This window comes from Aliiglaciecola lipolytica (assembly GCF_018860635.1).
Taxonomy (GTDB): Bacteria; Pseudomonadota; Gammaproteobacteria; order Enterobacterales; family Alteromonadaceae; genus Aliiglaciecola; species Aliiglaciecola lipolytica_A.
On sequence record NZ_JAHKPT010000035.1, the window covers coordinates 432600 to 448115 of the forward strand.

The window sequence follows — 15516 nt, forward strand, 5'->3', positions numbered from 1 at the left end:
ATTACTAAGAAATTAAGTTTAAATTATGAATTTACATACTGTCTTGTTAGACCGTTTTAAAGCCGCTTTAGTCGCCATAGGTGCTCCCGAAAACGCCCCTGCGCCTCTGGCAAAAAGCACGCGCCCAGAGTTCGGTGAATACCAATTCAATGGCGCTATGGCGTTGGCAAAGTTATTAAAACAGAAGCCTAGAGATATCGCAGCAAAAATTGTGGATGCCGTTGAGTTAGATGATATCGCTGAAAAATTGGAAATTGCCGGTCCGGGTTTTATCAATATTCATTTGAACCCGCAATGGTTAGCAACACAATTACAAACTGCGTTTAGCGATGAGCGTTTAGGGGTTGAAAAGCAAGAAGCGAAAACCGTAGTGATTGACTATTCTTCTCCTAATCTCGCCAAAGAAATGCATGTCGGCCATCTTCGCAGCACAATCATAGGTGATGCTGTTGTAAAAGCCCTCGAATTTATGGGGCATAACGTTATTCGTCAGAATCATATGGGGGACTGGGGTACACAGTTTGGCATGTTGTTAGCCCATTTGAGTGATAAAATTGCCGCTAACCAAGTAGCGGAAACCGCTTTATCTGACTTAGAAGATTTCTATCGTGAAGCTAAAGTTAGATTTGACGAAGAGCAAGGCTTTGCCGATCGCGCTAGACAATACGTAGTGAAACTGCAAGGTGGCGACGCTCACTGTTTGTCGTTGTGGCAAGATTTTATCGATATCTCAATTAAGCATAGCGAAGAAGTGTACAACAAGTTGAATGTTTCCCTTACTCGCAAAGATATTATGGGTGAGAGCGCTTATAACGATGATTTAAAGCCTACCGTTGACGAACTAAAACAAAAAGGCATCGCTGTAGAAGACCAAGGTGCGTTAGTTGTATTCATTCAAGAATTAGCCAATAAAGAAGGCGAGCCGGCAGTATACATAATCCAAAAGTCTGGTGGTGGGTATTTGTATTCAACTACCGATCAGGCTGCAATTCGCTACCGCTGTCAAAAGCTCCATGCAGATAGAACCTTAATCTTTACTGATGCACGTCAAGCTTTACATTTTAAACAGACTGAAATTGTGGCACGAAAAGCAGGCTTTATTTCGGCACAACAAACCTATGAACATTGTCCATTTGGCATGATGTTAGGCCAAGACGGTAAACCGTTTAAAACGCGCAGTGGCAGTACCGTAAAACTAGCTGATTTGCTAGATGAAGCTGTAGAGCGTGCTGAGAAATTGATGGCGGCCAGAAAATCTGATTTCAGTGAGCAAGAACGTCAACAAATTGCTGAAAAAATTGGTATTAGCGCAGTTAAATACGCAGACTTGAGTAAAAATAGAACCACTGATTATATTTTTAATTGGGACTCAATGTTAAGTTTCGAAGGCAACACTGCGCCCTACATTCAATATGCTTACACCCGAGCCAATAAAATATTTAAAGATGGAGCCGGCGACACCAGCAATTTTGTGGCTAATTTTGATTTACAAAGTCCACAAGAGCGCACTCTAGCTGTTAAATTATTGCAATATGTTGAAGCGCTGAACTTGCTTACTAGTGAAGCAACGCCACACGTTTTATGTAGCTACTTGTACGATTTGGCCAGCAACTTTATGACTTTCTACGAAGCTTGCCCGATATTTAAAGATGGGGTAACTGAAGAGCAAAAAAATAGTCGCATTGCGCTCTCTGCTTTAACGGCAAAAACCATTAAGTCTGGTCTGGATTTGCTGGGTATTAGTACATTAGAGAAGATGTAGCTAAAAGTTATATCCGGTTGCTAAAACTGCGGTATACATTCAGCTTCTAGCTTAAAATACAGGAATTGTTTTAAGATTAGCTAAAGGCAGTGTGATTAATACTGCCTTTATGCTGTTTGCTATCTGTCCAAACGCCGCTAAATCCGGTAGAATCCACGCCCTAATTTAAAATACTCATATAAGATTTATGTTTGAAATCAATCCTATACAAAATTTGCTAGCAGACGTTAGAGAACGTAATGCTTTGCTTCGGGGGTATCTTTGACTTCGATCTTAAGAAAGAACGCTTAGAAGAAGTTAGCCGCGAACTAGAAAGTCCTGATGTTTGGAATGAACCTGCGCGTGCGCAAGCATTAGGTAAAGAGAAAGTTGCTTTAGAACAAGTTGTTGAAACTATTGAAAAACTTGATCAAGGAACGGAAGATGTGGAAGGCTTACTTGAATTAGCTGTTGAAGCAGAAGATCAGGAAACCTTCGATGAAGCTCAAGCTGAACTAGATCAGCTTGTTGAGAAACTTGAATTACTAGAGTTTCGCCGCATGTTCTCAGGACCGAACGATAGCAATGATTGTTATCTTGATATTCAATCGGGATCTGGTGGGACCGAAGCCCAAGATTGGGCCAATATGATTCTGCGCATGTATTTGCGTTGGGGAGAAGCCCACGGTTTTAAACCAGAGTTAATTGAAGTCTCCGATGGCGATGTGGCAGGCATCAAAAGTGCCACTATTCGATTCGCTGGTGAATATGCATTTGGTTGGTTACGCACTGAAACAGGTGTACACCGCTTAGTAAGAAAATCGCCATTTGACTCGGGTAACCGTCGACATACGTCGTTTGCATCCGCGTTTGTTTATCCTGAAATCAATGATGATATAGAAATTGATATCAACCCTGCTGATTTGCGGATAGATACTTATCGTGCATCAGGTGCGGGGGGACAACACGTTAACCGTACAGATTCAGCGGTGCGAATTACTCATTTACCCACTAATATAGTGGTGCAATGTCAGAATGACCGTTCACAACATAAAAATAAAGATCAGGCGTTTAAACAACTGAAGGCGAAACTTCACGAATACGAAATGCAAAAACAGAATGATGAGAAGCAAGCCATGGAAGACAGTAAGTCAGATATTGGTTGGGGTAGTCAAATTCGTTCTTATGTTTTAGATGATTCGCGAATTAAAGATTTACGTACAGGTGTTGAAACCAGAAATACCCAAGCCGTGTTAGACGGTGACTTAGATAAATTTATTCAGGCCAGCTTAAAGTCTGGTCTTTAACAAACATAGTCTTTTTAAAGATATAAACACTTTCAGGAAAGTCGATGACTGACATTCAGCAAGATGAAAACAAATTGATTGCGGAACGCCGCAGTAAACTAGAACAAATTCGGAGCGAATGCAGCTCTAATGGTTTTCCAAATTCATTTAGACGTGAATTTTATAGCCAAGATTTACAGAACGAGTTTGGAGAGCACGAAAAAGAAGCCCTTGCTGACTTGGGTAAAGTGGTTAGTATCGCTGGACGTATACTCGCCAAACGTGGTCCATTTTTATTATTACAAGACATGAAAGGGCGTATTCAATCTTACGCTGCCAAAGATACCCAAAAAGATATTAAAGCCCGATACGGTAGCTTGGATATTGGTGACATTATTGGTGTAAAAGGCGTCTTACATAAATCTGGTAAAGGCGACTTGTATGTCAATATGGATGAATATCAGTTGCTCACAAAGTCATTGCGTCCATTGCCTGAAAAGTTCCACGGCTTGGCTGATCAAGAAACCAAATATCGTCAGCGTTATGTTGATCTGATCACTAATACGCAAACTCGTGATACTTTCATGATCCGCAGTAAAATTGTTACTGGTATCCGTAATTTCTTAACTGAAAGAAATTACATGGAAGTCGAAACGCCAATGCTTCAAGTGATTCCTGGTGGGGCTACAGCGAAACCTTTTGTCACTCATCATAATGCGCTCGATATTGACATGTACCTACGTATTGCGCCTGAACTTTATTTGAAGCGTCTAGTGGTCGGTGGTTTTGAACGTGTGTTTGAAATTAACAGAAACTTCCGTAATGAAGGTTTATCGACACGTCACAATCCTGAATTCACCATGCTTGAGTTTTATCAGGCGTATGCCGATTATCATGATTTGATGAATTTGACCGAAGACATGTTGCGCACTCTGGCGCAGGATGTATTGGGTAGCACTATTATTAAAAGTACTGAAAAAGACGTTGAAGGCAACGTTATTAGTGAGATCGAATATGACTTCGGTCAACCTTTCGAACGCCTGACTATGAATGACGCTGTCTTAAAATATTGGCCTGAAGCCAATGAAGCGGCAATTAAAGATCCAGAAAATCATTTGGATGAACTAAAAGCCATGGCGAAACAGCTGAATATCAAAGAACCTGAAGTGGATGGTATTTGGGGAGCGGGTAAGTACTTGTGTGAAATCTTTGAAGCAACCGCAGAAGAGAAATTAATCCAACCTACTTTTATCACCGCCTATCCATGGGAAGTTTCACCTTTGGCTCGCCGTAACGATGAAAATCACTTTGTTACCGATAGATTTGAGTTTTTTGTAGGTGGACGTGAGTTAGCCAATGGATTCTCGGAATTGAATGATTCTGAAGATCAAGCTGCACGATTTAAAAAGCAAGTAGAAGAAAAAGATGCTGGGGATGATGAAGCCATGCATTTTGATGAAGATTACATTACGGCACTTGAGTATGGTCTTCCACCTACTGCTGGCGAAGGGATTGGTATCGATCGCTTGGTCATGTTATTCACTGATAGTCCAACTATTAAAGACGTTATTTTATTCCCGCATATGAAGCCTCAGGCTCCACAGGAATAAGTTTAAAGTATGGATCAGATAGAGACTTATTATTTAAAGGTAATAAGTCTCTATTTTTTTGACCTGCTCAAACAACTCGTTGTTGAATGGCACTGGTATCGATAATTGTTTTCCTTGGCTAACCACATAGCCACTAATATTTTCAATTTCTGTTTTGCGTTTATACTGCACATCTTGATGCATTGAAGAATAATTGCCTGCTGTTTTTTCAATAATTGCCATACAATTAGCGAACAATTCCTGCTGTGTTACCGCTAAATTTACAGCATTCATGAGCGTCGAAATTTCCTTAGTGACACCCATAATTGTGCTGCGATATGGTTGTTTAGCTAATTCACCATTGGCAACGTTATGAATCGCGGTAAGTGGATTAATCACTGAGTTTACCGCTAATTTTCGCCACAAAATCTGTAAAATATCTTTATGCCAACTGCAGGGCGGCAATAGCTTTTCAAATACTTGTTGGTAACCCAAGTTATCGTCGCTGTTTCTTAACCATCCAGCTTGAGTTGCACCTATTCCTGTTACATTTAAGCCATCATACTGGGGTTTAAATGCTCCATAACTCGTGGTCGCAACTAAAATCGGATTGTTTGGTAACAACTCCAAAATCTGTGCATGATCCACCATCCCATTGTGCAACAAAACCAACGGGACCTCAGCGCTCAATTGCGACTTAAATTGCCCGATAGCTGGAATGATTTGATAGGCCTTGAGTGGCAAAATGAATAAGCCTTGCTCAATAGTATCACTGCTACGCTGATAAACTGGGCGCAGTATTTCTTGTTGATGTACAGTCTGGCAACGTATTTCTGATGGCGATTGATTGCGCACTACAATACGATAATCAAATTGCAAGTGGTGGCATTGCAAGGCCAATAAGTTACCTATTGCACCATTGCCTACTATAGTCAGCATTAAACCCCGCTCCGCCACGCTTGATAAATCCGAATGGCTATTTCGATAATTAGGCACGCTACAGAAATACCAATAATATCAGCATAGAGATCTTCCCAACTGCCGCTGCGGTAAGGTATCAAGTCTTGAATACACTCACTTGCTATTGCCAATATTGCTAGGAAAATTCCAATAAACCAATGATTAATACGCAAACATGCTGAGATTGAGCAGGTTAAAATGAGAAAAACGCAGGCGTGTTGTATTTTGTCGTACCGGGTATCAACGGGTATGTATTCGACTGGGATCACCATGGCAATGGAAAACGTGAGAAAAATCGACACAGCGATCAAAACGCCAATTGGATGTCGAATATAGCTGTTAATCATTTGTTCGACTTTTTAATGGTTAATTTAGGCCAAACTAAGTCCCATGGAGACAACAAAGCTACGGCTTTTTGATTGTCAGTTGGAATTGTAAAGTGTTGTCCTGAGACTGGCATGCAGCTTATCTGAATTTGTTGTCCACAATCCTCGAAGGCTAGTCCGTATGCGTGCAGGTAAGTACGCTCAGATTCGGTCCCAGCATAAGTATTATCACCGAGAATTGGACTGCTTAAGCTTTTTAACATGACTCTAATTTGATGGGTTTTACCGGTATGGGGTTTGATTACAAACAAACGTAGCCCATTACCTAGACCGGCACTAAAAAATTGTCCTGCGGCTGGTTGATGCAGCGATGTTTTTAAGGCCCACTTCCCATCACGTATTTTATGCATGTCGCCGATCACTGCCCCCTGTTTTTTCTTGGGCTTTTTGTCACTGATCGCTAAATAATATTTTTGAATTTTACGCTCAGCAAAATACTGACTTAATCGACTTGCTGCGCTGGCGTTTTTAGCTAATAGAAGCAAACCTGATGTGACTTTATCTAATCTGTGAACCAGCCACAATTTGTCTAACTGCAATTGTTTTTGAATGTACGGCAGAATACCTGATTGCAACTGTTCATTTTGAACAGCTACACCGTCAGGCTTATTTACAATGACAAAATCGTCATTTTCAAACACAATGGGAATTGTCTTCATCTATCTAATGCCGTGAGTAAATTAGCTGTTTTTATTTATTACGCTGAGGGCTTCTTCGTAATCTAAGTCACCAATCGCATTGTGCAATGCTTGTTTCTCCATTTCGGAAATCGCGCAGTCAGCGAGCAAGGAGTTTAGCTTATCAGGGGTAATGAATTCGTTATTTTCTAACATCTCAATTAATATACTTTGACTACTTTTGTCCGCTTGTTCTGCACCCGTATCCGCAGAGGCGTTTTCGTCGTTGGCTAAACTGTTAATTTTATTCACAGTGGCGTTGAGTTGATTAACAAAATTTTCTTCAAGTTCAGTAAAATCGTTTTGATTGATAACTGATGTTTCCAACTTTTTAGATGCAAAATGCAACGCGTTTAGACCCAAGTTACCGGATACCCCTTTTACCGTATGAATAACTTCCTTGTAGGCTTTGAGATCGTTTTTTTCTTTTAAAACAACTAACTCTTGCCCTAAGTTTTGATATTGATCGTTGAACTTCAACAGTAATTTAATCAGTAATGATTGATTGCCACTTAGCTGAGAAACAGCAAAATCTAAATCAATAATTTGTTCTTTTTTATTCATTTCATTCCCATCGTACACATTTTCTAACAACATATTACTTTATTTGTACCATCAAGGTAGACTTAATACACATAGTTAAACAAAAAATCACGAATAGCATATTAATATAAGGCAGTATTGTGAAGAGACTCGTTTTGATGTTGGGAAGTGTGACTTTACTTCTCGCTGGATGTTCCACTGATAATCAATCTAAACCGCAAGTATTTATCGATAATTTACCCGCTGGTGTACAACTAGTTGAACAACACTTAGCTAACCAAGATGGCGATGTTTCCATCCCTTTTAGTAAATATAAGTTAGATAATGGTCTCACCGTAGTGTTGCACGAAGACCATTCCGATCCATTGGTCCATGTTGACGTTACTTACCATGTTGGCTCTGCTAGAGAAGAGATTGGAAAATCCGGTTTCGCACACTTTTTTGAACACATGATGTTTCAAGGTTCTAAGAACGTGGCGGATGATGAACATTTTAAGATCATCACTGAAGCTGGCGGCAGTATGAATGGCTCAACCAATAGTGACAGAACTAACTATTATGAAACTGTGCCGGCCAATCAATTGGAAAAAGTGCTTTGGTTAGAATCTGACCGTATGGGGTTTTTACTCGATACTGTCACCCAAGAGAAGTTCGAAATCCAACGTGAAACTGTTAAAAATGAACGTGGACAAAGTTACGACAACCAACCTTACGGATTGAGAAGTGAGCGCAACAGTGAAACTTTATATCCCGTAGGCCACCCGTATTCTTGGTCTACCATTGGCTACGTCGAAGATCTTGACCGCGTAACCGTGGATGACTTAAAAGCATTTTTCAAACGCTGGTATGGACCAAATAATGCGGTGTTAACCATAGGCGGAGACATTGATACAAACAAAACCTTGGCCTGGGTTAAAAAATATTTTGGTAGCATACCTGCAGGACCAGCAGTAGAAGCGCCAGAGAAAGTGGCGGTGACACTGGAAAACGACCGTTACGTCACAATCGAAGACCAGGTCTATTTACCGCTTATTCAATTAACATTTCCAACCGTGTATGTCAGACACCCTGATGAAGCACCATTGGACGTGCTGTCTGATATTTTAGGTGGTGGTAAAACTTCACTGTTTTACAAAAACTTAGTGAAAGATAACCATGCTGTTCAAGCAATGGTTTCTCATCCTTGCAGAGAACTTTCCTGCGAATTTCAATTAATTGCCTTAGCTAACCCAGCTAAGTCCACAAAGCTATCTGATTTGCAAAAGCGCATTGAAGAGTCTTTGGTCGAGTTTGAATCACGCGGTGTCAGTGAAGATGATTTAGCTAGAACCAAAGCAAGCATCGAATCTTCGACCATTTTCGGTTTACAGAGTGTTTCAGGCAAAGTCTCTACGCTAGCAGCAAATGAGATCTTCGACGCTAAGCCAGATTTAGTTCAATATGATCTTGATCGATACAACAATGTCACTGCACAAGATGTTATGCGCGTTTATCGCCAGTACATTAAAGGTAAAGCCAAGGTTGTATTGAGTATTGTGCCCGTTGGACAAACTGAATTGGTCGCAAAACCACAGAATTTTGAGTTACCAGAACGTCAAATTACCACTACTACGGTCAACCAAAAAGTCACCGCTGAGGTGATAAATGATAATTTTGACCGCTCGATTATGCCCAAGGCTGGTCCAAACCCTACGGTGAAGGTGCCTGAGTATCAACGTACTCAATTTGCCAATGGGATTGAAATGTTGACCCACAGCACGGATGAAACACCCACAGTCACACTTTTATTGAGTTTAGAAGGCGGCCCATTGCTTGATCCAATAGAAAAAGCCGGATTAGCCAGCTTTACTGCTGAAATGATGAATGAATCCACCACCACAATGTCAAATGAACAAATGGCTAATGAGCTGGCATTGCTGGGTAGCCAGATTAGCTTCAGCGCAGGTGGGCGATATACACAAATTCGCGTTAATTCTTTAGTGCATAATTTAGATAAAACACTGGCACTATTAAAAGAAAAATTGTTTAAGCCTGCGTTTTTGCCTGAAGATTTTGAGCGTATCAAACAAAATTTAGCGCAACAGTTGCAGCAACAATTAAAAAATCCGTCAGTGTTGGCGGCGCGTGCCACTGATACTTTATTGTATGGGCAGGATAATCGTATTAGCTTACCTGACTCGGGTAATTTGACCACCTTAAGCAATATTGAACTTAACGATGTTAAGGCTTTCTATCAGCAATACTATTCGCCAGCAATGGCTAATTTGGTCATCGTGGGAGATATCGAACAACAGCAGATTGCCAACGATATTCAGTTTTTAATTGACTGGCAAGGAGCGCCTTATCAAATTCCTGAGTACCAGACATTTCCTAAGCACAATGAAGGTAAAATTTACCTCGTTGATAAACCTGATTCGGCGCAGTCTGTAGTGCGCGTTGTTGAACTTGCGTTACCTTATGACGCTAGCGGAAAACAGTTTAAAAGTAAGCTAATGAACTACCCATTAGGGGGCATGTTTAACAGTCGTATTAATCTAAATTTACGTGAAGATAAAGGTTACACCTATGGTGCTTCAAGTCGCTTTATTGGTGGCAAAACCTTAGGGCGTTTTCAAGCTTCAGCGGATGTGAAGCAAGAGAATACGGGTGACAGTATCGTGGAAATTCTCACAGAAATAGATACCTTTAGTAAAAGCGGTATGACCGAAGCTGAATTGTTGTCTATGCGCAGTGCATACACGCAAGCAGATGCGTTGAGCTACGAAACCCCATTTAGTAAAGCGAACTTTTTAAATCACTTATTAACTTATGACCTAGAGCGCGAGTATCGCGATAAACAAGGCGAAGTAATTGAGAATATCACATTGGCAGAGTTAAATAGCTTAGCGCGTTCTTTGCTTGATATTAACCGTATGCAAGTTATTGTAGTGGCTGATGCTAAAAAGGTTAAACCGCAATTAACTAAATTAGGCCGTGAAATTGTTGAAATACACGTTTCTGAATAATATTTGTTATTATTTGTTTTAACTTTAAAATAGGGGGGAGGGAATATGTATTTAGTCGATATTTGGCGATTTTTGCTTGAAAATCAGATATTTTTCCCCACCTTTAAAATTCGATTTTTCATTAGGAATGTATTTTGACGTCCAGTTCAATGTCTTTTACTGATCGGTTAGCGATCCTTCAACGCCCAGAAGTGCGTGCTACTTTACCTCAAATCAAACATGGTGTAGAGCGTGAAACTCTGAGAATTAATGCCGATGGAGGCCTAGCGCAAACTCCCCATAATGAAAAATTAGGGTCAGCGTTAACCCATGATTTTATCACCACCGATTTTTCTGAGTCTCTGCTTGAATTTATTACACCACCAGAGTCTGATCCCAATGTTACTATCGAACAACTCCGTGATGTTCACAAATATGTGATGGAAAATATTGGAGATGAACGTTTGTGGCCAATGAGTATGCCGTGTTTTATTAATGGTGAAGACAATATTCCTATTGCTAATTATGGTAGCTCGAACGTCGCAAAAATGAAGAGTCTCTATCGGGTTGGATTAAAAAATCGTTACGGTAGTATGATGCAAGCCATCGCAGGGGTGCATTTTAACTTTTCGTTGTCGACAGAGTTTTGGCAGCAATGGTTAGCTAACCTTGATGGGACTAAAGCCGACAAACACAGTATTTCAGATGCATATTTTGCAATGATAAGAAATTATCGACGTTTTTGTTGGTTAATCCCCTTTTTATTTGGTGCTTCGCCAGCTATTTGTGGTTCTTTTATTCGTGGTAAAAAAACAAATTTACCGTTTCAGCATTTGGCTAAGGGAACTATGTATTTGCCTTATGCGACGTCTTTAAGAATGAGTGATCTAGGATATACCAACTCAGAACAATCGGGTTTGAATATCTGCTACAACCAAATGGACAGTTATATTTCATCGGTGCGCAAAGCGATTAATACACCTTCGGAAAAATATGCCGAATTTGAGACCAAAGAAGGTGAAGAGTATCGCCAACTCAACAGCAATGTATTGCAAATTGAAAACGAGCTTTATTCTCCAATTCGTCCTAAACAACCAACCTTGCCGCTAGAGAAACCTACGGATGCATTAGCGAAAAGAGGCGTTAATTATATTGAAGTTCGAGCCCTTGATGTGAACCCGTTTAGTGACATCGGTATCGCGAAAGAGCAGTTTTATTTCTTGGATGTATTCCTAACCTATTGTCTCATTGCCCCAAGTGATTTTATGACCCAGCAACAATACGCTGAAACCGAGTCTAATCTAAAAGCGGTAGTGGTGAATGGTAGAGATCCAGAATTGAAATTAAGTGATGATTCTGTAGCCAAATCTATTCCTCAATGGACAGAAAAGCTGTTCGCAGAAATGGCACAAGTTGCCGCTGTATTAGATGAAGCTAATAATTGTACGCTTTATACTCAAGCCCTTGAACAACAAAAGCAAAAGGTTGCGGATCCCTCCTTAACGCCTTCTGCACAGTTGTTGGACATGTTGATTACCCAAAACAAAGATAATGGTCGATTCGGTGTAGAGCTTGCACAGAAGTATCGTGACGAGCTTATGTCTGCTGATTATAAGGTGTATTCCAAAGCATCATTTGAACAACAGGCTAAAGACTCCATTGCGATACAAAAACAAAAGGAAAAAGAAGACACTGTGTCTTTTGAAGATTTTTTGAAGGATTATTTTGCCGCTCCTCAGAGTAATTATTTAGCCAAGTAACTAAATTGTAGGCAAAAAAATGCCTGACTCTAGGTCAGGCATTAAACTACTACCAGGGAAAACACACAATAACTTAAACACACACAGGTATAGAGTCAGTAGTAATGAGAAAGTTCACAAAAATTCCTAGTTTTTTTATAAAAACTTTCTTTATCGCTACGATATCTTTATTTTTTGTGGGCTGTAGCACCACCCCTCCCAAAAATATCAGCAATATTTGTAATATTTTCGAAGAAAAAGATCATTGGTACGACGCTGCTAAAGATATGAATGAAAAATGGGGCGTACCCATACATGTTCCTATGGCGATGATGTATCAGGAGAGTTCCTTTAGGCACGATGCATTGCCGCCCAGAGATTACGTATTTTTTGGTTTAATTCCTTGGGGAAGAATAAGTAGCGCTTATGGTTATTCTCAAGCAAAGACGCCTACTTGGTCTGACTACATTAGAGAAACTAATAATAGCGGTGCAGATCGCGACGATTTTGATGATGCCATTGATTTTATGGGATGGTTTATTTCTAAAACCTATAAAGTGAATGGGATTTCCAAGTGGGACGCGTACGCGCAATACCTGAACTACCATGAAGGTTGGGGGGGCTACAAAAGGCGTACCTACAATAAAAAAGCTTGGTTAGTAAAAGTCGCTAAAAAGGTCAACGCCCGTTCTCTGCGCTACGCGACTCAACTTAAAAAATGTGAAGCCGAGTTAGACAAAAGCTGGTTTTGGAAGTTATTTGACTAACTCTGGGTGTTTCATTTTTTAATCTGAATTCAGGCTTGCAGCGACCCCCACATTTTTCAATCCGATATCTAAGGTGGAAAATAACCTGGAAGCGGCATTTGCACTTTTATTGTCGTGGGCGCCTTGCAAAATACCATCATGTATTTTGGCTGTTGAATATTGGCTTTTGTGAGCAACATATAAGGGCAAATAGCACAAACCAAAATCTTTACCACAGCGCTTGTTTGACCACTTCTCTATGATCGGTTTTAAGTGCTGCTCACAACTCGTTGTTTCCAAGTTGCTATGAATCACAACCAAGTGATACTGACCTTTGATTGCCAAGGTTGCGCCAATTTGCTGGCAAACAGTTTCTATATTTTTGGCTACAGTTGATTCCTTTGAATCGATTTTCCCAATACAGACTAAGGTCACTTCTGTTTGCAAAATTGCATTATGCAAATCGCTAGTTGCAATCAAATTACGCTTGTTTCGCGCTGATACTATAGCGGCTTCTAATTCGGCGTCTTGAATGGGTGAATGATTTTGGTTGATACCATTTACTTTGCGAGAATCCATATCAACCGCAATCACTTTATGATCATTGTTGGCAAAAGAAACACTGAGTAGACTCCCCATCAAACCGATACCCACTACACTAATACGTTCGTTCTGCGAACTGACAGCAGAGTTTATAGGGGAGGTCGCTGGGTGTCTGTAATTGTAGATAGGGCGTGTTCTTGCTTGGCTTTGGAGTGAGTGATACATGATAAATTACCTACTTAGTACTTTAAAAACGTATGTTTAGAATCGGTATTTAATATATCGCATAATTCATTCCAATGTTTAAAAGTGTAGATGTATCAATGGTTTATGGAATGTCTTTGGTTTTTGAAAGTTCTGAGTGATGCTTTTTGCAGACACTTCATGTAAAGGCTCCCAAATTATGGGTTAATTTGTTGATCCAGATCAGTTCGACTTTTTCCTTCGATCTTATACTTAGCTCATAAATTAGTTAATCAAATTACATCGCTATGAGGAAAAAGACATGTTTGAATTATTAATAAAAGATCCTGTCGTTTGGGGCTCACTATTAGGTTTATCTGTAGTGGTTGGAATTTGTGTTTATTACACTTACTTGTTTTTACACAATACTAATCAGGATTTATAAAACACGGCTTTTTGAGCTAAAGTAACAGAGGTTCAAGTTTGTTTGCCGAGTCAGTATAAATCTTTAAACGACTCAGGTTGCTCGATTAAGACTAAAAGTGCGCCTTTGCCACCCCATTCTAATGGTGCTTGGTGAAAACCTTCGACATCGGGATGTTGAACCAGCCAATTGGGCACGGCGTTTTTTAAAATCAGTGAGCCAAGACCATGAACAATGCAAACACAGTGCGCATTTTGTTTCTTGGCCGCAACAATCAATGCCGCTATCTCCAATTTTGCATTTTCTCTGGTAAGTCCGTGTAAATCCAGAATTAAATCCGGTGGGTATTCTCCCCGTCGCAGTCGTTTTACTTCATAACTCGGTTTTCCCGGTTTTATATATTTCAGTGGTCCTTGCTCAGAAAAGTAGGCTTCAAACCCATCTGAAAAATGAAATGACGCCATTGCTTGTTTCGTTTCGCGGTTTTCTTGCTGCTTTTTAAGCTGTAAATGCGAAATCTGCTTGCTGGAAGGACGCGGAGGCGTTATTTTGTCCTGCTTAATTGGCGCAACATCCTTAAATTCACCTCTAAACAGTGAATGGTCATCTGGCTCGACTGGTTTAACCGATGCTACAGATAACGTTTTAAGTGGGTTGTTGGGCTGCTTTTTCATATTTTGTTATGGTTTATGCGTAATTCGACAGGCAATTTTGTTTGAAGCATAGCAAAATACTGACTGGCACTAAACATCTTAAATAAGACCATTTTATATGACATCAATTGACTCCATTGATTTGGAAAGCACGGCAACTGAACTTACCTCCATTTTGGATATAGTAAGATGGTCCATGAGCCAATTTAATCAAGCAGATTTATATTTTGGCCATGGTACTGATAATGCCTGGAGCGAAGCACTTACCCTTGCTCTTCAAGTGTTACATTTACCGCAAAATATGCCCGAAGAAGATATACGTATGTTGCTGCAATCAACGCTGACAACGGCTGAAAAGAATCAGGTTTTGGCATTGGTAAAAAGGCGTATTACTGAAAAAGTGCCTGTAGCCTATTTGACCAATCAAGCTTGGTTCTGCGGATTGCCCTTTTATGTGGATGAGCGTGTGTTAGTACCCCGTTCTCCTTTCGCTGAATTGATTAATCAACACTTTTCTACGTGGTTAAAGACTGAACCACAACATATTCTTGATTTATGCACAGGCAGTGCATGTATTGCGATTGCATTGGCTTATGAATTTTCAGAAGCGCAAGTAGACGCCGTTGATATCAGTGAGGATGCGTTGGAAGTTGCCGAAATTAATATTCAAGAGCATGCTCTGAATGAACAAGTTTTTCCAATTAAGTCAGATTTAATGAATGCACTGCAAGGCCAAAAATACGATTTGATTGTTAGTAATCCGCCATACGTCGATGCCGAAGATATGGCTGATTTGCCAGATGAATTTCAGCACGAACCAGAACTTGGCTTAGCCGCCGGTGATGATGGATTAGAGTTGGTTGATCACATACTCCGTCAAGCAGTAGAGCATTTAAATCCCAATGGTTGGTTGTTCGTGGAAGTGGGTAATAGTGAAGTGCATATGAACCATAAGTACCCAGATTTAGATATTCAATGGGTCGAATTTGAACACGGCGGAAGTGGCGTGTTCGCTATTAACCAAGCTAAGCTTAAAGCATATTGGGCTACACATAGTTAACG

Annotated in this window: 13 protein-coding genes; 7 read left to right on the forward strand and 6 right to left on the reverse strand. The window is 40.2% G+C overall.

Annotated features, from left to right (window positions below; translation table 11 throughout):
• Nucleotides 1-25 precede the first annotated feature (25 nt).
• The 3 genes from argS to lysS all read left to right on the forward strand — a co-directional run bounded on the left by argS (nt 26) and on the right by lysS (nt 4637).
• Nucleotides 26-1762 (forward strand): arginine--tRNA ligase, encoded by a 1737-nt coding sequence (gene argS, locus KO530_RS19860; RefSeq protein ID WP_216050191.1) that lies wholly within the window; start codon nt 26-28, stop codon nt 1760-1762.
• 187 nt (nt 1763-1949) lie between these two features.
• A protein-coding gene (prfB, locus tag KO530_RS19865; RefSeq protein ID WP_216050192.1) for a peptide chain release factor 2 occupies nt 1950-3048 on the forward strand; the annotation gives its coding sequence in 2 pieces (ribosomal slippage) (nt 1950-2024 and nt 2026-3048; 1098 coding nt in all).
• A gap of 44 nt (nt 3049-3092) precedes the next feature.
• Nucleotides 3093-4637, forward strand: coding sequence for a lysine--tRNA ligase (gene lysS, locus KO530_RS19870; RefSeq protein ID WP_216050193.1), 1545 nt, complete (start codon nt 3093-3095; stop codon nt 4635-4637).
• A gap of 33 nt (nt 4638-4670) precedes the next feature.
• Here the strand turns inward: lysS and KO530_RS19875 are convergent, their stop codons facing one another.
• Genes KO530_RS19875 through KO530_RS19890 form a run of 4 tightly spaced genes read right to left on the reverse strand, consistent with a single transcriptional unit; the run spans nt 4671 to nt 7203 of the window.
• Nucleotides 4671-5555: a ketopantoate reductase family protein gene (locus KO530_RS19875; RefSeq protein WP_216050194.1), complete on the reverse strand. Its 885-nt coding sequence runs from the start codon at nt 5553-5555 to the stop codon at nt 4671-4673.
• Nucleotides 5555-5923, reverse strand: a complete 369-nt coding sequence (locus KO530_RS19880) for a VanZ family protein (RefSeq protein ID WP_216050195.1) — start codon at nt 5921-5923, stop codon at nt 5555-5557. Before KO530_RS19880 ends, KO530_RS19875 begins: the two co-directional genes overlap by 1 nt.
• On the reverse strand, nt 5920-6621 hold the full coding sequence (locus tag KO530_RS19885; RefSeq protein ID WP_216050196.1) for a TIGR01621 family pseudouridine synthase: 702 nt from the start codon (nt 6619-6621) through the stop codon (nt 5920-5922). The genes KO530_RS19880 and KO530_RS19885 overlap by 4 nt, the downstream gene beginning before the upstream one ends.
• A gap of 21 nt (nt 6622-6642) precedes the next feature.
• Nucleotides 6643-7203, reverse strand: coding sequence for an Hpt domain-containing protein (locus KO530_RS19890; RefSeq protein ID WP_216050197.1), 561 nt, complete (start codon nt 7201-7203; stop codon nt 6643-6645).
• Nucleotides 7204-7340: 137 nt separating this feature from the next.
• Between KO530_RS19890 and KO530_RS19895 the strand changes: the two genes are divergently transcribed.
• From KO530_RS19895 to KO530_RS19905, 3 genes are all read left to right on the forward strand, one after another.
• Entirely contained in the window at nt 7341-10187 is a 2847-nt protein-coding gene (locus KO530_RS19895; protein WP_216050429.1) for a M16 family metallopeptidase, read from the forward strand.
• 134 nt (nt 10188-10321) lie between these two features.
• Entirely contained in the window at nt 10322-11926 is a 1605-nt protein-coding gene (gene gshA / locus KO530_RS19900; RefSeq protein ID WP_436792311.1) for a glutamate--cysteine ligase, read from the forward strand.
• 104 nt (nt 11927-12030) lie between these two features.
• Nucleotides 12031-12672: a hypothetical protein gene (locus KO530_RS19905; RefSeq protein WP_216050198.1), complete on the forward strand. Its 642-nt coding sequence runs from the start codon at nt 12031-12033 to the stop codon at nt 12670-12672.
• Between the two features lie 18 nt (nt 12673-12690).
• Here the strand turns inward: KO530_RS19905 and KO530_RS19910 are convergent, their stop codons facing one another.
• Both KO530_RS19910 and smrB read right to left on the reverse strand, forming a co-directional pair.
• On the reverse strand, nt 12691-13419 hold the full coding sequence (locus KO530_RS19910) for an NAD(P)-binding domain-containing protein (protein WP_216050199.1): 729 nt from the start codon (nt 13417-13419) through the stop codon (nt 12691-12693).
• Between the two features lie 453 nt (nt 13420-13872).
• Nucleotides 13873-14475 (reverse strand): endonuclease SmrB, encoded by a 603-nt coding sequence (gene smrB, locus KO530_RS19915; protein ID WP_216050200.1) that lies wholly within the window; start codon nt 14473-14475, stop codon nt 13873-13875.
• Between the two features lie 97 nt (nt 14476-14572).
• Here smrB and prmB point away from each other — a divergent pair, with 97 nt between their 5' ends.
• Nucleotides 14573-15514: a 50S ribosomal protein L3 N(5)-glutamine methyltransferase gene (gene prmB / locus KO530_RS19920; RefSeq protein WP_216050201.1), complete on the forward strand. Its 942-nt coding sequence runs from the start codon at nt 14573-14575 to the stop codon at nt 15512-15514.
• Nucleotides 15515-15516: the final 2 nt, after the last annotated feature.